Origin of the sequence: Vibrio sp. ECSMB14106, assembly GCF_000972265.1 — a bacterium.
In the GTDB taxonomy this organism is placed as follows: Bacteria; Pseudomonadota; Gammaproteobacteria; order Enterobacterales; family Vibrionaceae; genus Vibrio; species Vibrio kanaloae.
In genome coordinates, this window is record NZ_LAUM01000001.1 from 188,282 (window position 1) to 214,095 (window position 25,814).

The window sequence follows — 25,814 nt, forward strand, 5'->3', positions numbered from 1 at the left end:
TGTTTTTTTTGAGTGTTTTTTTAGTTTATTTGACACGCAGGATAATCTTTTGCAATCTAGACATCGAAATTTAGTGACAGTGGTTAGCCAACAAAGAGTGGTAATTACTAGTCACAAAAATAATAGGGAACCGGGCAAGGATCTCCCATTCTTAGAAAAGGCAGTGGATTTATTATGAAAAAGACTCTAATCGCATTAGCACTAGCGGGTATCTCAACTTCTACGCTAGCAGCAGGCAACATTTATGACGACGGCACTACAGCGTTCAACGTTAAAGGTGAAATCGATACTTACCTAAGTACTGCTGAATCAACAACAACAGCTAATGGTGCAGCTACAAAAAACAAATCTGACATTGACGTGGATCTATGGGCAAAAATTCAGATTGATGCAACGCATAAGTTGAATGATAGCGTATCTGCATTCGGCTCTTTCGAAATCCAAAACGGTAACGGTTTTGATGGTTGGAAAGGTAAGGTAGATGACGATAATGCAATGCAAACTGATGACCTTTACTTCGGTTTCAATATTGGTGAAAACTTCGGTATTGCTGCTGGTGAAGTAGGTGACTTCGGTGACTCTCTAGACGCAGTAACACTAGACAACACTAACGAAGGTTTAGGTTACATGGATGACTTTGTTAGCTCTCTTGAGGGTGATGGTCATGCAATTTCAGCAAAGTACACAACTGGTGGTCTTAAGCTGATTGCTGATACTTACCTATCTTCAAATGAAGATGAAGATGCTGCATACGGTGTATCTGCTGAATACGCTTTCGACGAGATGTTCACTCTTGGCGCAACTTACCAAGATCAAGGTAACCGTGGAAATGGTACTGATCACAGCATCATGGGTGCAAAAGCTGGTCTTACTCTAGGTAACTTCGGCGCGGCAGTGAACTACATCTTTGAAGACATCGATGGTGCTTCAGATCTAGACACAATTTCTGCAGCTTTAGACTACCAAATCGAAAAAGCACGTCTATACACCTCATTCGGCTTCACTGACGGTGATAACGATGAAGAAATCAACTACTACACTATCGGTGCTGATTACTCAGTTTCTAGCAACATCTTAGCATTCGTTGAATATACTGATGCCGAAGAAGTAACTGATAACAACAACAAAGTTGAAGCTGATGGTGTTGTTGCTGGTATGTACTACACATTCTAATCACTTGATATCAAGTTGAATGTAAACAAAGGTCGCATTTATGCGGCCTTTTTGATTATATAGGAAAGCTGTCAGTGTTATACCCAACTGAGCTTAAATCTCTGGCTAGTAAGCTATATTTTTATGCATGGTGTTAGCGAGACCTCGAGGTTATTTGGGTATAAGACTTAATGATAAAAAAGGGTTAAATCATGAAACGTACTATTTGGACTTCGATTTTAATGGCGCTTTCCGCGTTGAGTGTCCCGAATGCATATGCAAACACCAATTCGTCGACCGAGCTAGATGTGGCTCAAGGGGTTGAAGTGTTATTTATCAATAGTCAAAAACAGATGGATGAACCGTTTATGCTTACCACGGGGTCGAATCAAATCGTGTTACGCATGGATACGATGTTGGGGCGAGGTGAGCAGCGTGGCAACTTCACTTCAGCGCCTTATATTCTTACCTTGGATGTTAATGGTGGCGAATTGGAAATCGACGGTCCGAAACTGAAGGACGTACTTCAAGCAAGAAAAGTGTTTGAAGGCGATACGATTGACTGGAATGTGAGCCTCAATGGCAGCGATATAGATTACGACCAAATCAAAATGGTGGGGAAAAAGGGCATGCTCCCATATTCAAACCTTGACGAACAACTTGCGATTTATAACGCAGCCAATGGCATCAGCTTTGCGGGTAATGTCATTGCACCTGTTGCCGCTGCAAGTTTAGTAAACGGTAAGCAACAAGCAGCTAAGTCTGTAGGCCAAGATAGCTTAGAAATGCAAAAAGCAAAAATGTCGTATTTGAAATTGTCGCCAACTGAGCGTAAATCACTCCGTAAATGGTTGGTTGATCAGCAGTAAACGAACTCAATCAACGTTGATGACTGTTTTTAGGAAGCGAAGCCAGGAGCACTAGCTGCTGGCTTATTCGTTCAAGCGGTTAAAGCTTTACCTCTCTCCACTCACCAGGCTGAAGCTCACCGACGTTCATATTACCCATCGAATAACGAATGAGGCGTAGAGTAGGGAAGCCTATATTGGCTGTCATACGCCTTACCTGACGGTTACGTCCTTCAATGATAGTCATCGCTATCCATGTAGTCGGTATTGCAGCTCTAAACCTAACTGGAGGGGTTCTTTCCCAAACCTCTGGCTCTGGCATTATTTCTACTCTTGCTGGCAGTGTCATACCGTCTTTTAGCTCGACACCTTTTCTCAATTTATCTAAATCTTCCTCAGAGGGGCTTCCTTCAACCTGCACCCAATAAGTCTTTGGTGACTTTGAGTTGGGCTGAGTTAGTTTAGCTTGAAAGATGCCATCATTGGTTAAGACCATTAATCCTTCGCTGTCGCGGTCAAGTCGTCCTGCAGCATAAACATCTTTAATTGGTATAAAATCAGCCAACGTTTTTCTGCCTTCACCATCGGTGAACTGGCTGAGAGTATCAAAAGGCTTGTTAAACAGAATCACTTTTCGCTCTTCCAATGTTACCTTTGGTTTGGTACTCATAGGTTTGCTCTTGTAACGGTGTTTACTTGAGTGAGGTCTTTTATGTGAATTGCCAGTGCTATTTTTATCACTGCTTCGGTTCTGCCTATTACCGCTTTGTTTTAATGTTGCGCCAGAACGAGTTGGTTTGTCTGAGCGAGATGCGCTGAGTGAGCGAGTCGACATGTTAACTACCTTGCAAAAATGTAAATGAAGTGTGCTGAAAAGTTTTCACTGAAACGGAATTGAGCTATCATTTGCGCGCCTAAAAGACACAAAATAGAACAAGTTGATGGACTCTTAAGCCTGATTTGTTTAATTATACCTTCGTGTTTTATTATAACAACGCACTCACGGATTTGGTTCATGCTGTCATCAAAATAGCATGAGGAATAAGATAGAGTACGACTACCAAGTAAGCAGTTTTCACTCTCAGAGTCGCTTATTGGTCAATTTATAACATTCTCACTACTCTCAGTGAGCTTGTAAGAACTATAGGGAAATTTCATGCCTACTGAAAAACCAACCATCATCTATACCATCACAGACGAAGCTCCGGCACTAGCAACTTACTCTCTGCTGCCAATCATTCAATCTTTTACGGCTTCTTCTGGTATTGACGTTGATACTCGCGATATTTCACTTGCAGGGCGCATTATTGCCAACTTCCCTGACTACTTGAATGAAGAGCAGCGTATTGGTGATGCATTAGCAGAGCTAGGTGAGCTGGCTAAAACCCCAGAAGCGAACATCATTAAACTTCCAAATATCTCTGCATCTGTACCTCAACTTCAAGCAACGATCAAAGAGCTACAGTCAAAAGGTTACGCACTTCCTAATTATCCTGAAGAAGCGAATACTGATGAAGAAAAAGCAGTGAAAGCGACTTATGACAAGATCAAAGGCAGTGCAGTAAACCCAGTACTACGTGAAGGTAACTCTGACCGTCGTGCTCCACTTTCTGTTAAGAACTACGCGAAGAAAAACCCACACTCTATGGGCGCTTGGTCTGCAGACTCTAAGTCACATGTTTCAAGCATGGACGATAAAGACTTCTTCGGTAGTGAAAAGTCAGTGACAATTGAAGGTGCTACTCAAGTAAGCATTGAGTTTGTTGGTAAAGACGGTTCTAAGAAAACGCTTAAGCCAGCTTTCGCATTGCAAGATAAAGAGATCATCGATGCATCGGTGATGAATAAAACGGCTTTGGTAAACTTCTTTGAAAAGGAGATCGCATCCGCTAAGGAGCAAGGCGTTCTGCTTTCACTTCACATGAAAGCGACGATGATGAAAGTCTCTGATCCAGTGATTTTTGGTCACGCGGTTAAGGTTTACTACAAAGACGTATTCGCTAAGCACGGCCAACTATTTGAAGAGTTAGGTGTTGATGTTAATAACGGCATCGGTGATGTATATGCGAAAATTGCTGAGCTTCCTCAAGCGCAGAAAGAAGCAATAGAAGCTGACTTACAAGCGGTATACGAGACTCAGCCTCCACTGGCTATGGTTGATTCGGACCGTGGTATTACTAACCTACACGTACCAAGTGACATCATTGTTGATGCATCTATGCCAGCAATGCTGCGTTCTTCAGGTCAAATGTGGGACCCAGAAGGTAAGCAAAAAGATACGAAAGCAATGATCCCAGATCGTAGCTATGCGAGTATCTACCAAGCGGTTATTGATTTCTGTAAAGAGAACGGTGCTTTTGACCCTACGACTATGGGGAGCGTACCAAACGTTGGTTTGATGGCTCAAAAAGCGGAAGAGTATGGTTCTCATGATAAAACTTTCATTCTTGAAGCTGCTGGTCAGGTTCAAGTTGTTGACGCTTCAGGCTCAGTGCTTTTGGAGCAAGACGTAGAGGAAGGCGATATCTTCCGTATGTGTCAGGTTAAAGATGCGCCGATTCAAGACTGGGTTAAACTGGCGGTAACTCGTGCTCGAGCTTCGGGTGTTCCAGCGATATTCTGGCTAGATGAGTCTCGCGCGCACGACGCTCAGCTTATTAAGAAAGTTGAAACGTACCTTTCTGAATACGATACTGATGGTCTTGAAATTAAGATCCTTGCTCCACTTGAAGCAACTCAATACTCATTGGCTCGTATTAAAGAAGGCCTAGATACGATTTCAGTTACAGGTAACGTTTTACGTGATTACCTAACTGACTTGTTCCCAATTCTAGAACTGGGTACATCAGCTAAGATGCTATCAATTGTTCCGCTAATGAACGGTGGTGGTTTGTTTGAAACAGGTGCTGGCGGCTCGGCTCCTAAGCACGTGCAGCAAGTAGAGAAAGAAAACCATCTGCGCTGGGATTCTCTGGGTGAATTCTTAGCATTAGCGGCGTCACTAGAGCACCTAAGCGTAGTGACAGGGAATGCTAAAGCGCAAGTTCTAGCTGATGCACTTGATAAAGCGACGGGCGAATTCCTAGATCATAATAAGTCACCTTCACGTAAAGTGGGTGAGCTTGATAACCGTGGTAGCCACTACTACCTAGCTGCATACTGGGCTAAAGCACTTGCTGAACAAACTGTTGATGCTGATTTAGCAGCAGAGTTTGCTAGTGTGGCGCATCAACTGACGGAAAACGAAGAAGCGATTGTTGCTGAGCTAAACAACGCTCAAGGTGTAGCTGGTGACTTAGGTGGTTACTACCTACTTGACGACGCATTGGTTTCAACTCTAATGCGCCCAAGTTCAACGCTAAACGCATTTATTGATGCATAGTGATTGTACTCATAACTATCAAGTCATAAACATGGTTTGATAGTTACCTTCTAGTTAAGTAAGAAATGTATTTCCTGGCTAAATCAAAATTGAAGACGCTTTAATGAACTGTTAAAGCGTTTTTTACTTGATGTCTATTGTTCGAAAAAACGCCCATTTAAGACTGTATACAGTGCTAAATGAGTGTTTACTGTGTAACTTAGTCGTTTTTAACTAGGACTACTGAATGTAAACATGTGTTGGCAGTCAACCTATTTACTGGCGCTACCTTCTACAGGAACAATAGAGCTAGCATGCGATCCTTTAGGTCCACTTTCTACTTCATAGTCGACCTGCTGACCAGCCTTTAAGGTTCGATAACCTTCCATTTGTATTGTGGAGTAGTGCGCGAAAATATCGCCGTCTTCACCTTCTGGACAAATAAAACCAAACCCTTTGGCGTTGTTAAACCATTTTACTGTACCTGTAGCCATGCTATACATCCCTCATGCATTTTATTACTAACGTTGTTATATCAATTTTTGTAAGTGAGATTGATATCATTCTGATCAGCGAAAGAACTTCAGCTGATAGCTTGAACCTCGTACATTGCTTACGGAAATTAACGCTACCCTGCGTAACTATTCCTTATTGTTAATTTTTAAAGCGTGTTGCTGATTTTAAATCATGTTGCAAAAATGTATTAAAAACCTTTTAGCTCCAATGTAGCTAATGATTGAGCACAGTCAATAGTAAATTGGTATAAAATTGATCAATTTTAATAACAAATCACATTCGAGATTAACTGCAAACTATTAACTAAATAGTAACTTAGTGGCGGTTTTATTGTCAGAGTCAATAGTTGTGGTGTCTTTTTAATCAATCACATATGTTAACTCTGTTAATCGAGATCTTTTATTTGCAGCTATGGAAATGGTGGATTAGGCTCAGTATAGAGGAATATTTTTTGGCCCTGTTTCTTGGTGCAGTTTCTTAGTACACCATAAAGCGTGAATATGATAGATTTGAGTGAGCTAAACATTCACGATTTCCGGAAAATAACCCTTAGCAAAACTGATATGAGCAGAAACTTTGAATGGGCATCTCCAGGCTCAGATCTACTGGAGAAAGAGACAACTAAAGTAAAGCCACCGGCAATGTATAACGTTATATTGAATAACGATGATTACACGCCTATGGACTTTGTAATCGAGATACTAGAGCGATTTTTCTCACTAGATATCGAAAAAGCAACGGAAGTGATGCTCAAGGTTCATTATGAAGGTAAAGCTATATGCGGCACATTCAGTGCTGAAATAGCGGAAACAAAGGTAGCTCAGGTAACGATGTATTCAAAGGAAAATGAGCATCCGCTACTATGTACAATGGAGCAAGTATAAATTGCTCGAACAACACTGTTGTTCACTTAGGAGGTACTTATGCTAAATAAAGAATTAGAGACGAGTTTAAATGGTGCATTTGCTCGTGCACGAGACAAGCGGCATGAATTTATGACTGTCGAACACCTCCTACTAGCATTATTAGAAAATGATGCGGCCAAGGAAGCGCTACAAGCTTGTCAGGCTGATCTCGACGCTCTTCGCAACGAGCTCGATATTTTTATCGATCAAACAACCCCACTGATTCCAGAGAGCGATGAGACTCGTGAAACGCAGCCTACACTGAGCTTTCAACGAGTGCTCCAACGCGCTGTTTTTCATGTCCAATCTTCAGGTCGCAGTGAAGTAACAGGTGCTAATGTACTTGTGGCTATTTTCAGTGAGCAAGAATCTCACGCGGCATATTTACTCAAGAAAAACGACATTAGTCGCTTAGATATTGTTAATTTTATTTCTCATGGTATTACCAAGGTCAATAACGAAGGTGACAGCTCATCATCGTCTGCTTCATTTGGTGGTACAGAGAGTGCAGAAGAAGCTAATTCTGAAGACCGTCTAGAAAACTTTGCCACCAACCTTAACGAAGTGGCGAAGCAAGGTAACATTGATCCACTTATCGGGCGTGATAAAGAGCTTGAACGTACAATTCAAGTACTATGTCGCCGTCGTAAGAATAACCCTTTGTTAGTGGGTGAAGCTGGTGTAGGTAAAACCGCCATTGCTGAAGGCCTTGCATGGCGTATTGTTGAAGGACAAGTACCTGAAATTATTCAGAGCAGTGTGATTTATTCTTTAGATATTGGTTCACTTCTAGCTGGGACTAAATATCGTGGTGATTTTGAGAAACGCTTCAAAGCAATTCTTAAGCAACTAGAGAAAGAAGAAGACGCGATTCTGTTTATCGACGAAATTCACACAATTATTGGTGCGGGTGCGGCATCTGGCGGTCAAGTTGATGCGGCAAACCTAATTAAGCCGCTATTAAGCAGTGGCAAGTTACGTTGCATCGGCTCAACAACATACCAAGAGTACAGCAGTATTTTTGAGAAGGAGCGTGCGCTATCTCGTCGTTTCCAGAAAATCGATATTGTTGAACCGTCATTAGATGATACGACTAAGATTCTGATTGGCCTGAAGCCAAAATACGAAGCTCACCACGAAGTGCGTTATACCAATAAAGCGTTGCGTGCCGCTGTGGAGCTGTCAGCTAAATACATTAATGAACGCCACCTTCCTGATAAGGCGATTGACGTTATTGATGAAGCTGGCGCTCGTAGCCGTCTGGCTCCTGCAAGCCGTCGTAAGAAGACGGTAAGTGTGGCTGATATTGAGTCAATGGTGGCGAAGATGGCGCGTATTCCTGAGAAATCAGTATCGTCTTCAGACAAAGATACGCTGCAGAAACTGGATCAACGCATGAAAATGTTGGTATTCGGACAAGACCCTGCGATCGATGTATTGAGCGAAGCGATCAAGCTAACTCGTGCAGGACTAGGTGCTGACAATAAACCGGTTGGTTCATTCCTATTTGCTGGTCCTACTGGTGTGGGTAAAACCGAGGTTACGGTTCAACTGTCTAAACTGATGGGTATTGAACTGCTGCGCTTTGATATGTCTGAGTACGGTGAGCGTCACTCGGTTAGCCGCTTGATCGGTGCGCCTCCAGGTTACGTTGGTTATGACCAAGGTGGTCTACTGACTGACGCGGTAATCAAGAACCCACACTCTGTTGTGTTACTTGATGAGATCGAAAAGGCTCACCCAGATATCTTCAACCTGTTACTGCAGGTGATGGATAACGGTACACTAACTGATAACAACGGTCGCAAAGCGGATTTCCGTAACGTTATCTTAGTGATGACAACAAACGCTGGTGTTGCTGAAACCGAGAAGAAATCGATCGGCCTGATCCAACAAGATCACGCCCCTGATGCTATGGGGGAAATTAAGAAAGTATTTACTCCTGAGTTCCGTAACCGTCTTGATAATATTATTTGGTTCAATAGCTTGGATCCAAGCGTGATTAGCCAAGTAGTCGACAAGTTTATTGTTGAGCTTCAGGTTCAACTGGACGCACGTGGCGTATCTCTAGAGGTTTCTGAGGATGCTCGTCACTGGTTGGCAGACAAAGGCTACGATAAGACTATGGGAGCTCGCCCTATGGGACGTGTGATTCAAGATAAACTTAAGAAGCCTCTTGCCAATGAGCTGTTGTTCGGTAGCTTGGTTGATGGCGGTACAGTTAAGGTATCCCTGAAAAAAGACGAACTAGACTTTGTTTATGTAGGGGCGAAAGAAGAAGTTATGCACTAAGCATTATTTCTTAATGATTTAACTTTCTAGCGGCTTAGGCCTCAATGAACACGTAGCTAAAATAAAACGCATGATTTCGGTTGTGCGTTTTTTATTTTTGGGAGATGGGGAATTTTAGGTGTTAAAAAACGGAGCATATAGCTCCGCTTCTTATCGTATTCGATAATTAAAAATTAACGAGCACGGAAGACGATGCGGCCTTTAGAAAGGTCGTATGGAGTCATCTCAACAGTTACTTTATCACCAGTAAGAATACGGATGTAGTTCTTACGCATTTTACCAGAGATGTGTGCTGTCACTACGTGACCATTTTCAAGTTCAACACGGAACATTGTGTTTGGTAGAGTATCAAGGACAGTGCCTTGCATCTCGATTACGTCTTCTTTAGCCATCTAATCCTCTTTCGAAATTTGGCGGTTTTCAACGGCTTGATTGTGCCGTTAAAATCAAAATATGTAAAGTTGTCGCGTATTCTACCCTTGCCACCGTTGATTTACTAGCCTTTGATGGCGTTGAAACCGTACTTTATAGTTCATTGCAGGGCATTCATCGATTTGATAACCCAAATATAGCCATTGTTTATGCTCTTTCTGGGCGTGTTGGATTTGGAATAGAACACTAAGTGTTCCCATGGATATGTCGATATCTGGATCGAAGAAGGTATAAAACGCGCTAGTGCTATGAGCCATAACATCGGTAACAGCAATTCCGATCAACTTATTCTCGTCGTAGATATGCATGAACTTTGTTGTAAGCCACTCATTTTGTGAGAATTGTAGAAATTCTTTTTTCTTTGGTGGATACATGGTTCCCGAACGATGACGAGCGGTTATGTAGCGGCTATATAAATCAAACCAGTTATCATCCATTGTGTCTTTGAGTTCCCAGCGAAATGTTTTCGCCTTGTTGAGGACCCGTCTTTGGCTTTTGGAGAACTTAACTTCTGGGATAGAAACACGAATGGCCTGGCATGCTGAGCAATTGTCGCAATGTGGCTTGTAAATGGTAGTTCCACTGCGACGAAACCCGTTTGCGAGCAGAACTTCATAACTCTCTGAAGTGTGCATGTGCTCATCAAGCGTGACTGCCACTCTTTCTTCGAGGTGTGGTAAATAGCTGCAAGCGTGATTATCTGTTAATCCAATTCTGATTTGTTGTAAATCTGGATTCATTAAGGCATTTCCTTTAACCATTGGGTTTTAAAGCATGCATCGTCAACGGAGGTTTCTTTTAGTGACTGCAGAGCGTTTAAGAATTCGTTTCTATCGACCTCTATAGCGCCCAAGGACTCCAAGTGAGGGTTCATGACCTGACAATCAATGAGCTTCCCACCGAACTGGGTAAAGTGTTCACAAAAGTACCACAGCGCGATCTTAGAGGCATTGGTCTTCAAGCTAAACATCGATTCACCGCAAAAGACTTGGCCTCTTTGTAAGCCATAAAGCCCGCCGATCAATTCATCGCCTTGCCACACTTCAACGGAATGACAGAATCCTAATGAAGCAAGTTCGCGGTAAGCTAACTGCATGTCGTTGTTTAGCCAGGTTTCCTCTTCGGATCTTAACGAAGAGCAGTAACCGATTACTCTGTCCGTCGCTTGATTAATGCTGACACGATAATTATGTTTTCTTTGAAACTTTTTAAGACTTTTTGATGGTTTGAATGTCTTAGGATTAAATATCGCTCGCGGTGCGGGGCTCCACCAAAGTATAGGCTCACCTGGGCCGTACCATGGAAATATACCTTGGCTATAAGCGTTCAAAATTCGCATTGGTGACAAATCACCACCAAAGGCGAGCAGACCGTTGGGTTCATCAAGCGCGTCGAAGGGCGAAGGAAACTCTATACTAGTAGTATCAAGTTCGGTTAGGTATATAGTCATAAGTACCGCGTTACAGGTTAATCACTGACCAAGAGGTCTTTAGGAGTTTTACCATGAAGAAGTTGCTTTGGATTTTACTTGTTTTGCCCATGTTGGCAAATGCAGCTTACAACAGAAACCAAGCTCGACCAGTGAATGAGGTGGTTTATGGTGAGATCGATACGGTTAGATACATCACTCAACAAGAGATCGTTGAATCGAAAGCGAATGGTTGGGAAACCTTATTGGGTGCTGCGATCGGTGGCTTGATCGGTAATCAGTTTGGTGGTGGCACTGGTAAGGAAGTCGCAACGGCCGTGGGCGCAGTGGCTGGTGCGGGAATAGCTCGTAACCGGGGCAATACACAGTACAAAGTCGAATACAAACTTGTCGAGTTATTGGTCAAAACCAAAGAGGGCAAGTTGGTTAACATTATTCAAGATGTCGATAACTCGATGTTGTTTAACCGAGGTGACGATGTGCGCATTCTCTATTTTTCTGATGGTGTTCGCGTTGATATCGTGTACTAGTGTGTTGGTTTTATTGATTGGCTGATTAATCGCCTTTATCAAGGGGATTAGCTCTGGAGTTAGTTGGAAAAGTTAGTTAATCTGCAAGTACGAAGAATTATTCATCACCCGAAAATAAATACGCGCCAGTGACTTCGGGTGGTACAAGGACTATAAGATTTAATGGAAAGCCTTACGTTACAACCAATTCAAAAAGTGAGTGGGGAAGTAAACCTACCTGGCTCAAAAAGTGTTTCCAACCGTGCACTTCTTTTGGCGGCACTTTCAACAGGAACGACTCGCCTAACAAACTTGCTAGACAGTGATGACATTCGCCATATGTTGAATGCCTTGACTCAACTAGGTGTTGATTATCAGTTGTCTGCTGACAAAACTGTTTGTGAAGTGACGGGTGTAGGTGGTGCGTTCTCAAGCGATAAAGCCCTCGAACTTTTCTTAGGTAACGCGGGTACGGCGATGCGTCCGTTGGCGGCTGCACTATGTTTAGGCCGCGGTGAATACGTTCTTACTGGTGAGCCGCGCATGAAAGAGCGCCCAATTGGCCACTTAGTAACGGCACTGCGAGAAGCCGGTGCCGACGTTGAATACTTAGAGAACGAAAACTACCCACCATTGAAGATCACAAGCACAGGTCTGAAGAGCGGTACGGTTTCTATCGACGGTTCAATCTCTAGTCAATTCTTGACGGCATTTTTGATGGCTGCGCCCTTAGCTGAAGGTGAAGTGACCATTAAAATTGACGGTGAATTGGTTTCTAAACCTTACATCGATATTACGCTGCACATCATGAAGCAATTTGGTGTGGACGTGATCAACAACGATTACCAAGAGTTTGTGATTCCTACGGGGCAATCTTACTCGGCACCGGGTGATTTCTTGGTTGAAGGTGATGCATCATCTGCGTCATATTTCCTTGCAGCCGCTGCTATCAAAGGTGGTGAGATTAAGGTCACTGGTATTGGTAAAAACAGTATCCAAGGTGATATCCAATTCGCTGATGCGCTTGAGAAAATGGGTGCGGAAATCGAATGGGGTGACGACTACGTTATCTCTCGTTGTGGCGAGCTGAAAGGCATTGATATGGACTATAACCATATCCCAGATGCGGCGATGACTATCGCGACAACCGCATTGTTTGCGAAAGGCACAACGGCAATCCGTAATGTCTACAACTGGCGTGTGAAAGAGACAGACCGCTTGGCTGCAATGGCAACCGAGCTGCGTAAAGTCGGTGCTGAAGTGGAAGAGGGAGAAGATTACCTCATCGTTAACCCAGTAGCTGAACTGACACACGCGGCGATTGATACTTATGATGATCACCGTATGGCGATGTGTTTCTCGTTAGTGGCCTTGAGCGATACGCCGGTTACCATCAATGATCCAGGTTGTACTTCAAAGACATTCCCTGGCTACTTCGATAAGCTGAAAATGCTAAGTCTATAAAAATGCAACATATATAGGTTGAGGAAGTAAAAAGCTTGCCTAAATGGCAAGCTTTTGAATTATTGCTGAAGCGTAAATTCTTTCGAAAGATGGTGCGCTAAGTATTTAAACATGTTAAATACCGCGGTTGTATGTTCTGTTGGCATTCCATTACTGTCTAAGAAATATTCACCTTTGAAAATTAGAACATCGTCTTTTTCTACTACGCTGTTTGCGCGCATGCCTTCAATGTAGTCATCATGTGATTGGATAATTTGGTTTGCGATAAGCAGTAAATCAAATTCTGCTATTACTTTCTTTGTCATGAGTTTATCTCTGATAACTGAATATAATGTTGAGTTTATGGTGTCGAACTAGAAATTCAATGATTTCACAACCGTTTAAGAGAGTCTTTTTCGAATATCCACAATTTATTTTGTGATTTACGACAAAAATAATTGAATGGAACTCGCGTTAGATTCGCGGACAAGCTTAGTATGAGCCCGTTTAGACGTAATGCCTGATGAATAGGCTCTTGCAAGTATTCTTCGTGAGTACTTTATAGCTTCTTTATATTGTGACCCTTTATCTATGAGTCGTCGAATTGTCGAGCGATCAGATCCAATTTTGAAAAAAGCGGTTGATCTTCTAGTAATCTCGCACAATAGTAAAAAAAGAAGCAATGAATTTAGAATATCATGCGTAAAAGCCCGCAAGTTAAATTGTTGGTGCTGAAGCATCGTGATTAAGGACGTTAGAGTCAATATGGGTAAATCGCTCGTTATAGTGGAGTCGCCAGCCAAGGCTAAAACTATCAATAAATACCTTGGCAAAGACTTTGTCGTTAAGTCGAGTGTAGGTCACGTACGTGATTTACCAACGGCAGGTCAAAGTACTGGTAAAAAGGCTGCTGCAGTTTCAACCAAGGGTATGAGCCCAGAAGAGAAAGCTCGTATCAAAAAAGAAAAAGATCGTAAAGCACTTATTAAAAAAATGGGTATTAACCCTTACAAAGAGTGGGAAGCGAATTACCAAATCTTACCTGGTAAAGAAAAAGTTGTTGCTGAATTACAAAAACTGGCTGAGAACGCAGACCACGTTTATCTCGCAACCGATTTGGACCGCGAAGGAGAAGCTATCGCATGGCACCTTCGTGAGATCATCGGTGGCGATGAAACGCGATACAAGCGAGTGGTCTTTAACGAAATCACCAAGAATGCTATTCAACAAGCTTTCGAAACTCCAGGTGAGCTAAACATTGATGGCGTAAACGCACAACAAGCACGACGTTTTATGGACCGTATTGTTGGCTTTATGGTGTCACCTCTGCTTTGGAAGAAAGTAGCACGAGGCCTGTCCGCAGGTCGTGTTCAATCGGTAGCCGTTAAGCTGTTGGTTGAGCGTGAGCGAGAGATTAACGCTTTCATCCCTGAAGAGTTTTGGGATGTACATGCTGACACTAAAACAACAGATAAAACAGATTTCAGGCTACAAGTCGCGCAGAAAGATGGTGTTGCGTTTAAACCTGAAAACGAAGCGCAAACTCAAGCTGCAGTTAGTGTTTTAGAAAAAGCCCAATACGAAGTATGTAAGCGTGAAGACCGCCCTACGAAGAGTAAGCCGTCTGCACCTTACATTACATCGACATTGCAACAAGCGGCGAGTACGCGTCTTGGTTACGGCGTAAAGAAAACCATGATGCTGGCTCAACGCCTGTATGAAGCGGGTTACATCACTTATATGCGTACTGACTCAACCAACTTGAGTTCAGAAGCTGTAGAAGCCGCTCGTGAATACATTGGTTCTGAGTACGGCGCGAAATACCTTCCACCTAAAGCGCTGGTATACGGCAGCAAAGAGGGGGCTCAAGAAGCCCACGAAGCGATTCGTCCTTCAAGTGTAGATGTTAAGTCTGAAGATCTAAACGGAGTAGACGCAGACGCACACAAGCTTTACTCGCTGATTTGGAATCAATTCGTAGCATGTCAAATGACACCAGCTCAATACGATTCAACGACAGTAAGCGTTAAAGCTGACGAGTACACGCTAAAAGCGAAAGGTCGTATCCTTAAATTTGATGGTTGGACACGCGTTCAACGCCCAATGGGTAAAAACGAAGACTCGATTCTTCCAGCAGTGCAGATTGGCGATAAGCTCGATCTCATTGCGTTAGACCCTAAACAGCACTTCACTAAGCCACCGGCACGTTTCACTGAAGCGGCACTTGTTAAAGAGCTTGAGAAGCGTGGTATTGGTCGTCCTTCAACTTATGCATCGATCATCTCGACGATTCAAGATCGTGGTTACGTGAAAGTTGAACAACGCCGTTTCTATGCTGAGAAGATGGGTGAAATTGTCACTGACCGTCTAGACGGCAGCTTCAATGACCTAATGAACTACGACTTCACTGCTCGTATGGAGCAGAAGTTGGACCAAATCGCAGAAGGCGAAGCAAGCTGGAAAGGCGTGCTAGATAACTTCTTCGAAGACTTTACTGGCGATTTGGAAAAAGCAGACTTAGACGAAGACGCTGGTGGCATGAAGCCAAATCATATCGTGGAAACCGATATTGAGTGTCCGACTTGTAGCCGTAGAATGGGTATTCGTACGGCTTCGACGGGCGTATTCCTTGGTTGTTCTGGCTATGCACTTCCACCAAAAGAGCGTTGTAAGACAACCATCAACCTGGGTGATGAAGAAGGCATTATCAACGTGCTTGAAGAAGACGTTGAAACCGCAGCACTTCGAGCCAAAAAACGTTGTCCTATCTGTGAAACAGCAATGGATGCTTATCTAATCGATGATAAGCGTAAGATGCACGTGTGTGGTAACAACCCGAACTGTGAAGGTTATGTGGTTGAGTACGGCGAATTTAAAGTGAAAGGCTACGATGGTCCGCTTGTTGAATGTGATAAGTGTGGTTCTGACATGGTTTTGAAGAACGGTCGTTTTGGTAAATACATGGACTGTACGAGTGAAGATTGTAAAAACACTCGTAAAATTCTGAAAAATGGCGAAGTTGCGCCACCTAAAGAAGATCCCGTGCACTTCCCTGAGCTTCCATGTGAAAATTCAGACGCCTACTTTGTGCTTCGTGATGGTGCTTCTGGTCTGTTTATGGCGGCGAGTAACTTCCCTAAATCGCGAGAAACACGTGCGCCATTAGTAGAAGAGCTGGTTCGTTTTAAAGACCGTATTTCACCTAAATTCAAATACCTAACATCAGCGCCAGTTGCTGACCCTGATGGTAAGCCGACAGTGGTTCGTTTTAGTCGTAAGACTAAAGAAAACTACGTTCGTACTGAAGCCGATGGAAAACCATCCGGTTGGACTGCGTTGTACATCGACGGTAAGTGGGAAGTTACGGATAAGCGTAAAAAGCCCAAAGAAAAGTGATTAAACGTTATTGATTGAAAAAGCAGCCATTCGGCTGCTTTTTTTTGATCTAAATATGACTAATTATGCAAATGATTGACTCTTGTTAGTTCTGGAGTATTATTAAATGACCACAGGAAAATGAAGGAAATGATTAATCGTATCTTTTTATGTGGCTTTAACAATATTGTAACTCAATTAAAATACTGTAACTCTCAAGTTTGGGGTTAGTTGTATACCTAATGTGTGGTGAGTGTTAATGTAATGTATCTCTGAGAGGGGGGTAGTGTGAGCTGCTTTAAGTCTTAGAAAAAGCAATCGGTTATATAGCGCAGAATGGCGTATTAAAAATTGAAATCGACAGGAAAGTCGATAACGTATAAAACTAAGTGCAAATAATAATGCACATATAATAACGTTTGGCTTAGGATATTGTCACTGTATGTGAATAGATATTCGCTAAGTACCCTGAATAAGTGTTAGTGCTCATCCCCCAGAGGAAGATACCTCTACGAGTACTGACATCGACAAGCTATAGATATATGGAGAATAAAATGGCTGGTGTATTGGGAATGATTCTTGCTGGTGGCGAAGGCTCGCGCTTGAGACCTTTAACAGAATCTCGCAGCAAACCCTCGGTTCCGTTCGGTGGTAGCTACCGCTTAATTGATTTCGCTTTAAACAATTTCGTCAATGCAGATCTTATGAAGATCTATGTGTTAACACAATTTAAGTCACAATCTTTGTTTCATCATATGAAAAAAGGTTGGAATATCAGTGGTATAACAGATCGTTTTATTGACCCTATTCCAGCGCAAATGCGTAAAGGAAAGCGTTGGTATGAAGGTACGGCAGATGCTATTTACCAAAATATGGGTTTTATGGAGTTGGAAGAACCAGATCAAGTCTGTATTTTCGGTTCTGACCACATCTATAAAATGGATATCAAACAGATGCTTGATTTCCATAAAGAAAAGAGAGCGGCTTTAACGGTTTCAGCTTTACGTATGCCACTTGCAGAAGCTTCTGAGTTTGGTGTTATTGAGGTTGATGCTGACGGCCGTATGATTGGCTTTGAAGAGAAACCTGCAAATCCGAAGTCGATTCCGGGCGATCCAGAATCAGCGCTCGTTTCAATGGGCAACTACGTATTTGAAGCGAAAGAACTTTTTGTTGAACTAACGGAAGATGCTGATAGAGAAGGTTCGACACACGATTTCGGCAAAGACATTATTCCAAACATGTTCCCCCGTGGTGACGTGTTTGTTTATGATTTCAGCACCAACCGTATTACTGGTGAGAAAGAAGAAGTTTACTGGCGCGATGTAGGTACGATTGACGCATACTGGCAAGCGCACATGGACCTTCTCAAGAAAGATGCGCCATTCTCACTATACAACCGCAAATGGCCTCTACACACTTATTACCCACCACTACCACCAGCTACGTTTACTGATTCGGCAAATGGTCGAATTCAGATCATTGATAGCCTTGTGTGTAGCGGTAGTTATGTACGTGGTTCGCGTATTGAAAAGAGTGTATTGGGATTCCGCAGCAATATCGCATCAGCGTGTGATATCAGCGAAAGTATCTTACTCGGTGATGTAAAAGTGGGTGAGGGTTGTATCCTGCGCCGCGTTATCATTGATAAAGATGCAGACATCGCACCGGGTACACAGATTGGTGTAAATTTGACAGAAGACAAAAAGCATTACCACGTATCTGATGATGGTGTCGTAGTTATTGAAAAAGGAGCACGAGTTGGTTACTAAGACTCTCTCGGTACTTTTTGTAGCGTCTGAAGTTGAAGGCTTGATTAAAAGTGGTGGCTTGGCTGATGTAGCCAAGGCACTGCCGAAGGCTTTGCAAGCTCTCGACCAGGACGTTCGAGTGACTATTCCCGCGTATAGAAATATTCCAAACATGGACTCAGCAGACGTTATTTTATCGACTGAACTCGATCATTGGCCTCATACTGCTTATCAGGTTAAGAAACTGACCGTAGAAGGCGTTCAAGTTTTAGGTATCGAATGTGCCCAGTATTTCGACCGCCCAGAAATGTATGCAGAGAACAACCAAGCTTACGCTGACAATGGAGAACGTTTTTCGTTTTTTAGCGCCGCGTGTTTGGATATGTTGCCAAAGCTTGGTTTCCAACCTGATATCGTTCATGCGAACGACTGGCATACGGGCTTTGTTCCTTTCTTGCTTAAGTTTCGTTATCACCAGCACGAATTTTTCGAAAACACTCGCAGTGTTATATCAATTCACAACGCGGTTTTCAAAGGCGTTTTTTCTTACGAAGAGTTGCAGTGCCTGCCTGAAATGCACAGCTATAACGTACCTGAAGCTGCGGTAAGTGATACTCACGTTACCATGTTAAAAGCGGGTGTTTTGTGTGCAGATAAAGTGAATGCAGTAAGCCCAACCTATGCAGTAGAGCTCAAAACTGAGCTTGGCAGTCATGGTATGGCAGCAGAGTTCCAACACAGAGCTTCGGACTTGTTCGGTATTTTGAATGGCTGTGATTATGGTGCTTGGAATCCTGAAACGGATGATTTTTTACCTCGCAAATACAAAGCGACCAAGCACAGCATGGTTCGTGGTAAATCGGCGTGTAAGCAAAAATTGCAACAAAATGTTGGTTTGCCAGCTATCGACTGCGCTGTGTATGGCATGGTTTGTCGTCTGACCCATCAAAAAGGCGTACATTATTTATTGCCCATCATCGAGCAGTTTTTGAAGAACGAGCTTCAGATCGTGATTGTAGGAACAGGCGATCCAGTGTTGGCGAGTCAGCTAAAAGATCTGTCGGCACTTCACTCAGATAAGTTCTCGTTTGTTGAAGCGTATAACAACGAATTGGCGCATTTAGTTGAAGCGGGCTCTGACTTCTTTTTGATGCCTTCTGAATTTGAACCTTGTGGCTTAAACCAAATCTACAGCATGGCTTACGGTACTTTACCGATTGTTCGATCTGTCGGTGGCTTAAAAGACAGCGTAAATGATTACGATAAGGATCCTGAAGTCGCGACTGGGTTTGCTTTTGATGAACCAACACCGCAGGCGTTACTGGCAGTCTTACATCGTTCATTGCTGCTTTATGCGCAAAATCCATCTGAAATTAAGCGCGTTCAGCTTTATGCGATGCAGCAAGATTTTAGTTGGGAAGATGCGGCTAAAGAATACCTAGCTATGTACCATTCAGCATTTTAACTTGTTGACTTAGCTTTAAAATTAGCTGGGAGCAACAACCGCTCGTAATAAATGAAGGCGCTCTAATTGTAGAGTGCCTTTTTGTTTCCTGGTCAGAGCACATCACGTTTACGAAGACAAAGCTTGCAAACTCATTTTAGTCAGGTAGAAAAGGTGAGGTAAGTATTCATATGACTAATGATAGGTTTGACACTATTATCACTTAAAGTTCTTAATAGCGTGATATCCTAGTCATCGCCTCGTGATGAGGCATAGCTCCATTCCAATAATTAAAGCGATAGGTATGTCTGAGAGTTTACTATTTCATAAAACATTTACTCACCCTACGAGCGATGAGTGGGTTGTATTTGTGCATGGCGCAGGAGGCAGTTCCTCCATCTGGTTCAAGCAGATTAAAGCGTATAAACAGCATTTCAACTTGCTGCTCATTGACTTGAGAGGGCATGGTAAATCAGACAATATACTTAAAGGGCTGATTTCGAATCGTTATACCTTCAAATCGGTGACGCTTGATATTCTCAAGGTATTAGACCATCTTAAAATCCGTTCTGCACATTTTGTTGGCATGTCTTTAGGCACGATCATAGTACGTAACGTTGCGGAGTTAGCTGCAGGGCGTGTGCGTTCAATGGTATTAGGCGGCGCTGTCACTAAACTCAACACTCGTTCTCAAGTTTTAATCAAATTAGGTAACTTAAGTAAACACATTATTCCTTATATGTGGTTATACAGTCTTTTTGCATATGTAGTAATGCCACAAAAAAGCCAAAAAGAGTCTCGTCATCTGTTTATCCGAGAAGCAAAGAAACTGTGCCAAAAAGAGTTTAAACGTTGGTTCATCTTAACCGCAGATGTTAATCCCCTAATGAAGTATTTCAAAGATAGAGAGTTACCCATTCCTACTCTCTATTTAATGGGAGAGCGTGATTACATGTTCATTAAGCCAGTAAAGGAAATGGTGCAAGCACATGAGTCGAGTGAACTGGTTGAAATCGCTAACTGCGGTCACGTCTGCAATGTAGAAAACCCTGAAGCATTCAATCAACATTCTATCGAGTTTATCCAAAAGCAAATCCAATGATTCTCTAGGTTTATTATCAGCTTAGATGATTAGATAGAATTGAAATAAAAACGGGAAGCTAGATTAGCTTCCCGTTTTTATATTGAGGAGGTATCAAACCGAACCTCTTGTCACAGTCTTTGCGTATTACTCAGGTGAGGCTGCGCCACACTGCCAACAAGAACCAAATAGTGCTTCGTTGACTTCGTGACACTCACTACATCGCCACTCTTCATAGATGATCGAATCTTGCTGCTTTTGGTAATCATTTACAATAGTGCGAGCTTTGTTAGCCAGTTCTGGTTCATACAGCCAAACGTACGGGTCAGTGTCTTCTGTAAATGGGAGTTCCCCTTTTAAACCAAACAACCCCTCACCACGGACCTCACATGCAATATTCTCACTTTCTAGCAATCCACATATGATGTGGGCTTCTGTCGGATTCGATGCAACAAAGATTTTCATGACATAGAACCTTAATCAGTTATCGGTGTTGAGCGAAATTTGCCCATTAGCCATTTAGCAAAAATTGGGAACACCCCGAGTAAAGCAAATGACAACAATACTGAAGGGGAAATGATACCTGAAAGCGAGTCAATCTCCGCAAGTTGAGTACCGGCGTTCAAGAAAACCGCAGTGCCTGGTAGCATGCCTATTTGGCTTGTAATGTAGTAACGACTGACCGACATTGGCGTTAGGCCCATCAGCAAGTTGATAAGGAAAAATGGGAATACAGGAATCAGACGCAAAGAAAATAAGTAAAATGCGCCGTCTTTTTCAACCCCCTTGTTAATCGTCGCCAATTTGTCACCAAACTTGGTTTGAATCCAGTCACGTAATAGATAGCGGCTACTTAGAAAGGCAAGGGTAGCACCAATTGCACTTGCGAAAGATACCAGCAGCAAGCTATTCCAGAAACCAAATAGAGCAGCTCCGAGCAGGGTGACAACAGCGGCACCAGGAATTGAGAAAGCAGTAATCATTACATACGCAACAAAATAGATAGCGGCAGCTGCAATAAAGTTGCTGTCAATGTAGTCATTTAAGACAGCTTGTTGGGTCTTAGCATTTTCAAGCGTTAAGTACTGGCCGAAATTGATGCCTAACAAGACAATGGTTACGACCAACACAATACCCAATATCATTTTCTTACTCATTGATACTTCCTCTAAATTTTCAATGCATACCGATAGTATAGATAGACAGGCAAAGCATAGATTAACTTTCACCAGATATAAAAAAAGCCGCAGTAAATGCGGCTTAGTTATGTATATATTGCACTGACAATGTTAATTGACGCGATTGATAAGCTCTTCGCGACGCTGCTGCGGTATAACAGACCAATGTGTACCATTGATCGCACCTTCTAGCGCCCAAAGTAGTTCAATACTGACAGAAGACGCATGCGATTCTTTGATGGCGTTAAATGCGTTTACAGAGCCAGATTCATATAAACGTTCTACAGAATCGATTCCTGCCTTTTTCAACATACGCTCGGTAGCGAGTCGAAGATTAGGCAGATCTTTGAGTCGGGTCGGCTTGGCAGAAGACTGCTCAGCTTTTTCTTCTTTAGCAAAACCCAGAGACGTGGTTGCAAGCTGCAAGATTTTCTCTTGGTCTTGCCATAGGCCTTCAGGTAAAGCGAAATATTTAGTAACAACAGGGAAACCACGTTTTTTGTAGACGTACGGTTGAAACCCTTGTTGTTCGAATTGCTTTGTTGTGCATTTATCTGCTCGTATGTGCAGTTGGTCATTAACAACCAGAGCAAACATTGTGTCATCAGCAAAAAGACCGAATCCACCAAACATTGAGCGTGATTTTATTTTTCCTAGGGACTCAAATAACTTCATTGAGTCCTTTAGTATCGGTTTATCCATGTTATTTATCTCGGTGTATTTGAAGTACGCCACCAAATAAGCAGGTCCGAGAGATTAGCAAAATGTTGCAATTAAATTGTCAATAAGCCGTAAATTACTAAATTATTAGTAGTTACTGCATTTTGCCATCGGTAACCCCGCTACCATACCAACGAGTGGTTTAGGCCGGAAGCTTTGCGTCTCACTCTTTCGAGTGGTTTGCCCTGTGCGTGACTGATTGAATAGAATAAAGTTTTTGTTGAATGAGGCTCACACTTGTTATTTCAAAATGTGATATTGCTTCAATTAATGATCTTTGTATTGTGCATCTAGGTTCACTTTGGGTGCTGATAAAAAAAGCGCACCTAAAGGTGCGCTTGATGAAATTAAACTCATTTTATCAATTAATTTAACGTTTTAACTGTACATCGCTCTACGATTTCAGGGTGCATTTCGAAGACACGTTTTTCATGATCTTTGTCTTTTATACGTTCTAATAGAATTTCGAAAGCATTTTTACCAACACGACGTTTCGGTTGGTGCACCGTTGTTAAAGGTGGTGAAAAGTATTCAGCTAGCTCGATGTTGTCGTAACCAATGATCGAAATATCTTCAGGAATACGAATACCTTTCTGTTGCAGGCGACTCATTAGACCTAGTGCCATCGTGTCATTAAAGCAGAATACAGCCGTCGGGCGATCTTCCATCTCAACGATTTGCTCTGCAGCAAGAACTGCCGTATCGCACTCGAAGTTGCCTTCGATGATCATGTTATTATCGGTAGAAATCTTAGCTTCGTTCAGTGCGCGCTTGTATCCGGCAATGCGTTCAACACATGCTGCTTTGTCTAAGTGGCCACTTAAACAGGCAATTTTAGAGTGACCGCGTTCAATCAGGTACTTGGTTGCTAGGTAGCCACCTTCTTCAGAGTTATCAATGATCTTATCAGCTTGAGAGCTCTCTGGGCCCCAGTCCATAATAACTTTCGGGATGTCAGCGTGACGGTCTAACATCACTCTTAGTTCTTCAGTTAGGTCTGAACACATAACTAAGATGCCATCTACACGTTTCTCTGCCAGCATTCGAATGTAGTCACGTTGCTTCTCATAGATACCACCTGTGTTACACAGGATCAAAGTGTAACCTTGACGGTAGCAGTAGCTTTCAACACCATCGATAACTTCAGAGAAGAATAGGTTGGTTGATTGAGTAACAAGCATGCCGATAGTACGCGTTGTATTGCACTTCAAGCTACGAGCTACAGCACTTGGCGCATAGTTCAGTTCGTCTACAGCTTTGTTTACTTTTTCTTGAGTCGCTTCTGCAACAAAACGTGTTTTATTGATTACGTGAGAAACGGTTGTTGTCGATACGCCGGCTAAGCGAGCGACATCTTTTATCGTGGCCATGGTTTTATCCTATTAGAAGCTACTTTCCCAAAGTACGGAATAAAGTAGCCGTTAAGCTACCTAACTAAGAGCTATAATTTGTAGGGCTCTTTGGGTACTAACGTGCTAAAAAACAAAAAACCGCTATTGAGCGGCTTGTCTTAACACCGAAATGCTCTGAACTTAAATAAGCATAGCATTTCGTGAATGTTTCATATTTTATCGTTTGCGGTCACAATTTTAGACTGACTAGAAGTTACTCGCAATAAAATTCACCCTGAAATCCGGGTGAATTGTCACATTCTATTGAATTTATTTACCTAGTCATGCAATAAGCTTAGTCACCAGCTAGATATTGAGCGTCTAAATTACAGAAGGCGAGTAATAGAGATGAGACTGAAGCGTAGAAACCGAATTCGTCAACGTCATGACATTTCACGTTGAACTTGGGTACCCAAGTAAGGAGTTGTTGTTCGATAAACTGTTGTTGAACGGAAAATGATTTTTCTAGCTTTTCTTCAAGCTCAGTTTCGTTAGAGCGAATGATCAAGTTACCAAGGAAATCGAGTTCGATAGCAATGTGGTCTGCTGGCTCTTTTAGATCTTGGTTCACGACTAAGTTGTGCTTAGCCATGATCTCTTCCATATCTTTTGCTGGCTTATCATTCAAAAGGCCAGTTTCGCCGATATACATAGAAGCGTATGGAAGGGCGCCATGTTTATCTGTTTTTAAGAAAAGGTCACAAAAGTCTGCAGACAGTTCTAGCTGAGCATCTTCACGTGTTTGTAGGCGGTTCAGCGCGTCCACTAACTTATCAATCGCAGGCTTTAGTGTTTCATTTTCGCCTAAACCAGTTAGGAAAGAACGAATTTCAACAGAGTGGTAGTGATCGAGTTCTTCTTGAGTGAGTTCTTTAGCGAATAAGCTTGACAACCACCAGTAGATTTCTGCTCTTTGTTCGTTGAACGCTTTTGTATCTTTCATTGGATTGATCCTAATATCGTCTTTCGTATACCCGGGGTACTCAGTCTAACTAACCGTGATATTTGCTAAGCGCAAAGCTACTCGTTAGTGGTAATGCCCATATTGAATTGTTATGGACGATAAATAGCAAGGTTTAAGATTGTCTTGTATCAAAAAAAATCCATGTTTCTGGCTTTTATCTTCTGCACCACTAGAATTGTTACTAGTTATGAATAGAATAGTCATTGAAACTATTAAATAAGAAAAGTGGTGTAGATGAGCTATCACGTATTAGTCGTAGAAGATGATGTGGTAACCCGCAGTAAATTGGTTGGATACTTCCAGAACGAAGGTTACACAGTGAGCGAAGCAGAAAGCGGCGCTCAAATGAGAAGCGTGTTAGAAGAAAACAACGTGGACCTCATTATGCTGGACATCAACTTACCAGGCGAAGATGGATTGATGCTAACTCGCGAATTACGCAGTCAATCAGACATTGGAATTATTTTAGTTACTGGACGCACGGATAGCATCGACAAAATCGTAGGCCTAGAAATGGGGGCAGACGATTATGTTACTAAACCTTTCGAACTTCGCGAGTTATTGGTTCGAGTTAAAAACTTACTTTGGCGTATTGCTGCTGCTCGTAAAACAGCAGCGGGCGCAGTCGAAGAAACATCAGATGAGTCTGTGGTTCGTTTTGGTGAGTGGACATTTGATATCCCTCGTCGCGCGTTAAGCAAAAACGGCGAACCGGTGAAACTGACCAAAGCAGAATACGAACTGCTAGTGGCTTTGTCTTCTTACCCTAATCAAGTATTAAGCCGCGAACGTATTCTGAATATGATTAGCCACCGAGTGGACGCACCTAATGACCGTACTATCGACGTACTAATCCGTCGTATGCGTGCAAAGATGGAGTTCGACCCTAAGAATCCACAGATTTTTGTGACGGTTCACGGTGAAGGTTATATGTTCGCTGGTGACTAATACCCTTTGGGGGCTTATCGTCAGTAACGATATTTGAAGGAAAAAAGCCGAGACATCATTTGATGTCTCGGCTTT

Annotated in this window: 23 protein-coding genes and 1 riboswitch; of the genes, 12 read left to right on the forward strand and 11 right to left on the reverse strand. The window is 42.5% G+C overall.

Features of this window, described 5'->3' with window-relative positions; translation table 11 throughout:
* Positions 1-174: 174 nt before the first annotated feature.
* Positions 175-1,173, forward strand: a complete 999-nt coding sequence (locus tag WR49_RS00795; protein ID WP_046222736.1) for a porin — start codon at positions 175-177, stop codon at positions 1,171-1,173.
* A gap of 191 nt (positions 1,174-1,364) precedes the next feature.
* A complete protein-coding gene (locus WR49_RS00800) occupies positions 1,365-2,021 on the forward strand; it encodes a DUF2057 family protein (RefSeq protein ID WP_046222737.1) in 657 nt (218 codons plus the stop codon).
* Between the two features lie 79 nt (positions 2,022-2,100).
* Here the strand turns inward: WR49_RS00800 and WR49_RS00805 are convergent, their stop codons facing one another.
* Positions 2,101-2,835, reverse strand: a complete 735-nt coding sequence (locus WR49_RS00805) for a pseudouridine synthase (RefSeq protein ID WP_046222738.1) — start codon at positions 2,833-2,835, stop codon at positions 2,101-2,103.
* A gap of 321 nt (positions 2,836-3,156) precedes the next feature.
* Here WR49_RS00805 and WR49_RS00810 point away from each other — a divergent pair, with 321 nt between their 5' ends.
* The gene (locus WR49_RS00810; protein WP_046222739.1) at positions 3,157-5,382 is read left to right on the forward strand and encodes an NADP-dependent isocitrate dehydrogenase; all 2,226 of its coding nucleotides are present in this window, start codon (positions 3,157-3,159) and stop codon (positions 5,380-5,382) included.
* A gap of 251 nt (positions 5,383-5,633) precedes the next feature.
* Here the strand turns inward: WR49_RS00810 and cspD are convergent, their stop codons facing one another.
* Positions 5,634-5,855, reverse strand: a complete 222-nt coding sequence (gene cspD / locus WR49_RS00815; protein ID WP_046222740.1) for a cold shock domain-containing protein CspD — start codon at positions 5,853-5,855, stop codon at positions 5,634-5,636.
* Positions 5,856-6,440: 585 nt separating this feature from the next.
* On the opposite strand from cspD, the gene clpS reads away from it, so the two are divergent.
* Positions 6,441-6,761 (forward strand): ATP-dependent Clp protease adapter ClpS, encoded by a 321-nt coding sequence (gene clpS / locus WR49_RS00820; RefSeq protein ID WP_029626771.1) that lies wholly within the window; start codon positions 6,441-6,443, stop codon positions 6,759-6,761.
* Between the two features lie 39 nt (positions 6,762-6,800).
* Positions 6,801-9,074: an ATP-dependent Clp protease ATP-binding subunit ClpA gene (gene clpA / locus WR49_RS00825; RefSeq protein ID WP_046222741.1), complete on the forward strand. Its 2,274-nt coding sequence runs from the start codon at positions 6,801-6,803 to the stop codon at positions 9,072-9,074.
* A gap of 173 nt (positions 9,075-9,247) precedes the next feature.
* Here the strand turns inward: clpA and infA are convergent, their stop codons facing one another.
* From infA to aat, 3 genes are all read right to left on the reverse strand, one after another.
* The gene (infA, locus tag WR49_RS00830) at positions 9,248-9,466 is read right to left on the reverse strand and encodes a translation initiation factor IF-1 (RefSeq protein WP_001040192.1); all 219 of its coding nucleotides are present in this window, start codon (positions 9,464-9,466) and stop codon (positions 9,248-9,250) included.
* An 81-nt stretch (positions 9,467-9,547) separates the two neighbouring features.
* Complete coding sequence (locus WR49_RS00835; RefSeq protein ID WP_046222742.1) at positions 9,548-10,246, reverse strand: arginyltransferase; 699 nt, start codon at positions 10,244-10,246, stop codon at positions 9,548-9,550.
* Positions 10,246-10,956 carry a leucyl/phenylalanyl-tRNA--protein transferase gene (gene aat / locus WR49_RS00840; RefSeq protein ID WP_046222743.1) on the reverse strand — a complete coding sequence of 237 codons (711 nt, stop codon included), beginning with the start codon at positions 10,954-10,956 and terminating at the stop codon, positions 10,246-10,248. Before aat ends, WR49_RS00835 begins: the two co-directional genes overlap by 1 nt.
* Before the next feature lie 53 nt (positions 10,957-11,009).
* Here aat and WR49_RS00845 point away from each other — a divergent pair, with 53 nt between their 5' ends.
* Positions 11,010-11,465: a glycine zipper 2TM domain-containing protein gene (locus WR49_RS00845; RefSeq protein ID WP_017055034.1), complete on the forward strand. Its 456-nt coding sequence runs from the start codon at positions 11,010-11,012 to the stop codon at positions 11,463-11,465.
* Between the two features lie 162 nt (positions 11,466-11,627).
* Entirely contained in the window at positions 11,628-12,908 is a 1,281-nt protein-coding gene (gene aroA, locus WR49_RS00850; RefSeq protein WP_046222744.1) for a 3-phosphoshikimate 1-carboxyvinyltransferase, read from the forward strand.
* A 59-nt stretch (positions 12,909-12,967) separates the two neighbouring features.
* Here the strand turns inward: aroA and WR49_RS00855 are convergent, their stop codons facing one another.
* Complete coding sequence (locus WR49_RS00855; RefSeq protein ID WP_017055036.1) at positions 12,968-13,213, reverse strand: YciN family protein; 246 nt, start codon at positions 13,211-13,213, stop codon at positions 12,968-12,970.
* Positions 13,214-13,652: 439 nt separating this feature from the next.
* Here WR49_RS00855 and topA point away from each other — a divergent pair, with 439 nt between their 5' ends.
* From topA to WR49_RS00875, 4 genes are all read left to right on the forward strand, one after another.
* Entirely contained in the window at positions 13,653-16,283 is a 2,631-nt protein-coding gene (gene topA, locus WR49_RS00860) for a type I DNA topoisomerase (protein ID WP_046222745.1), read from the forward strand.
* 521 nt (positions 16,284-16,804) lie between these two features.
* On the forward strand, positions 16,805-18,034 hold the full coding sequence (gene glgC / locus WR49_RS00865; protein ID WP_082082726.1) for a glucose-1-phosphate adenylyltransferase: 1,230 nt from the start codon (positions 16,805-16,807) through the stop codon (positions 18,032-18,034).
* Positions 18,024-19,478, forward strand: coding sequence for a glycogen synthase GlgA (gene glgA, locus WR49_RS00870; RefSeq protein ID WP_046222747.1), 1,455 nt, complete (start codon positions 18,024-18,026; stop codon positions 19,476-19,478). The genes glgC and glgA overlap by 11 nt, the downstream gene beginning before the upstream one ends.
* Before the next feature lie 283 nt (positions 19,479-19,761).
* Positions 19,762-20,559: an alpha/beta fold hydrolase gene (locus WR49_RS00875; RefSeq protein ID WP_017055040.1), complete on the forward strand. Its 798-nt coding sequence runs from the start codon at positions 19,762-19,764 to the stop codon at positions 20,557-20,559.
* Positions 20,560-20,685: 126 nt separating this feature from the next.
* Here WR49_RS00875 and WR49_RS00880 read toward each other — a convergent pair whose 3' ends face one another.
* From WR49_RS00880 to torD, 5 genes are all read right to left on the reverse strand, one after another.
* Entirely contained in the window at positions 20,686-21,003 is a 318-nt protein-coding gene (locus WR49_RS00880) for a putative signal transducing protein (RefSeq protein WP_017055041.1), read from the reverse strand.
* An 11-nt stretch (positions 21,004-21,014) separates the two neighbouring features.
* Positions 21,015-21,695: a TVP38/TMEM64 family protein gene (locus WR49_RS00885; RefSeq protein WP_046222748.1), complete on the reverse strand. Its 681-nt coding sequence runs from the start codon at positions 21,693-21,695 to the stop codon at positions 21,015-21,017.
* A gap of 132 nt (positions 21,696-21,827) precedes the next feature.
* Entirely contained in the window at positions 21,828-22,418 is a 591-nt protein-coding gene (locus WR49_RS00890; RefSeq protein ID WP_004736448.1) for a TfoX/Sxy family DNA transformation protein, read from the reverse strand.
* 127 nt (positions 22,419-22,545) lie between these two features.
* Positions 22,546-22,631: riboswitch (cyclic di-GMP riboswitch) on the reverse strand.
* Positions 22,632-22,801: 170 nt separating this feature from the next.
* Positions 22,802-23,806, reverse strand: coding sequence for an HTH-type transcriptional repressor PurR (gene purR / locus WR49_RS00895; protein WP_017055044.1), 1,005 nt, complete (start codon positions 23,804-23,806; stop codon positions 22,802-22,804).
* 316 nt (positions 23,807-24,122) lie between these two features.
* Entirely contained in the window at positions 24,123-24,770 is a 648-nt protein-coding gene (gene torD, locus WR49_RS00900) for a molecular chaperone TorD (protein ID WP_046222749.1), read from the reverse strand.
* A gap of 255 nt (positions 24,771-25,025) precedes the next feature.
* On the opposite strand from torD, the gene torR reads away from it, so the two are divergent.
* A complete protein-coding gene (gene torR / locus WR49_RS00905) occupies positions 25,026-25,739 on the forward strand; it encodes a two-component system response regulator TorR (protein ID WP_046222750.1) in 714 nt (237 codons plus the stop codon).
* Positions 25,740-25,814: the final 75 nt, after the last annotated feature.

Bases quoted from the DNA above. Each gene is read 5' to 3' on its own strand.
- topA (WP_046222745.1), top strand. From the start codon at position 13,653: ATGGGTAAATCGCTCGTTATAGTGGAGTCGCCAGCCAAGGCTAAAACT.
- WR49_RS00890 (WP_004736448.1), bottom strand. From the start codon at position 22,418: ATGGATAAACCGATACTAAAGGACTCAATGAAGTTATTTGAGTCCCTA.
- aroA (WP_046222744.1), top strand. From the start codon at position 11,628: ATGGAAAGCCTTACGTTACAACCAATTCAAAAAGTGAGTGGGGAAGTA.
- purR (WP_017055044.1), bottom strand. From the start codon at position 23,806: ATGGCCACGATAAAAGATGTCGCTCGCTTAGCCGGCGTATCGACAACA.
- WR49_RS00810 (WP_046222739.1), top strand. From the start codon at position 3,157: ATGCCTACTGAAAAACCAACCATCATCTATACCATCACAGACGAAGCT.
- WR49_RS00885 (WP_046222748.1), bottom strand. From the start codon at position 21,695: ATGAGTAAGAAAATGATATTGGGTATTGTGTTGGTCGTAACCATTGTC.
- torD (WP_046222749.1), bottom strand. From the start codon at position 24,770: ATGAAAGATACAAAAGCGTTCAACGAACAAAGAGCAGAAATCTACTGG.
- aat (WP_046222743.1), bottom strand. From the start codon at position 10,956: ATGACTATATACCTAACCGAACTTGATACTACTAGTATAGAGTTTCCT.
- WR49_RS00855 (WP_017055036.1), bottom strand. From the start codon at position 13,213: ATGACAAAGAAAGTAATAGCAGAATTTGATTTACTGCTTATCGCAAAC.
- WR49_RS00805 (WP_046222738.1), bottom strand. From the start codon at position 2,835: ATGTCGACTCGCTCACTCAGCGCATCTCGCTCAGACAAACCAACTCGT.
- torR (WP_046222750.1), top strand. From the start codon at position 25,026: ATGAGCTATCACGTATTAGTCGTAGAAGATGATGTGGTAACCCGCAGT.
- WR49_RS00880 (WP_017055041.1), bottom strand. From the start codon at position 21,003: ATGAAAATCTTTGTTGCATCGAATCCGACAGAAGCCCACATCATATGT.
- WR49_RS00875 (WP_017055040.1), top strand. From the start codon at position 19,762: ATGTCTGAGAGTTTACTATTTCATAAAACATTTACTCACCCTACGAGC.
- infA (WP_001040192.1), bottom strand. From the start codon at position 9,466: ATGGCTAAAGAAGACGTAATCGAGATGCAAGGCACTGTCCTTGATACT.
- cspD (WP_046222740.1), bottom strand. From the start codon at position 5,855: ATGGCTACAGGTACAGTAAAATGGTTTAACAACGCCAAAGGGTTTGGT.
- WR49_RS00835 (WP_046222742.1), bottom strand. From the start codon at position 10,246: ATGAATCCAGATTTACAACAAATCAGAATTGGATTAACAGATAATCAC.
- WR49_RS00800 (WP_046222737.1), top strand. From the start codon at position 1,365: ATGAAACGTACTATTTGGACTTCGATTTTAATGGCGCTTTCCGCGTTG.
- glgC (WP_082082726.1), top strand. From the start codon at position 16,805: ATGGAGAATAAAATGGCTGGTGTATTGGGAATGATTCTTGCTGGTGGC.
- clpA (WP_046222741.1), top strand. From the start codon at position 6,801: ATGCTAAATAAAGAATTAGAGACGAGTTTAAATGGTGCATTTGCTCGT.
- clpS (WP_029626771.1), top strand. From the start codon at position 6,441: ATGAGCAGAAACTTTGAATGGGCATCTCCAGGCTCAGATCTACTGGAG.
- WR49_RS00795 (WP_046222736.1), top strand. From the start codon at position 175: ATGAAAAAGACTCTAATCGCATTAGCACTAGCGGGTATCTCAACTTCT.
- WR49_RS00845 (WP_017055034.1), top strand. From the start codon at position 11,010: ATGAAGAAGTTGCTTTGGATTTTACTTGTTTTGCCCATGTTGGCAAAT.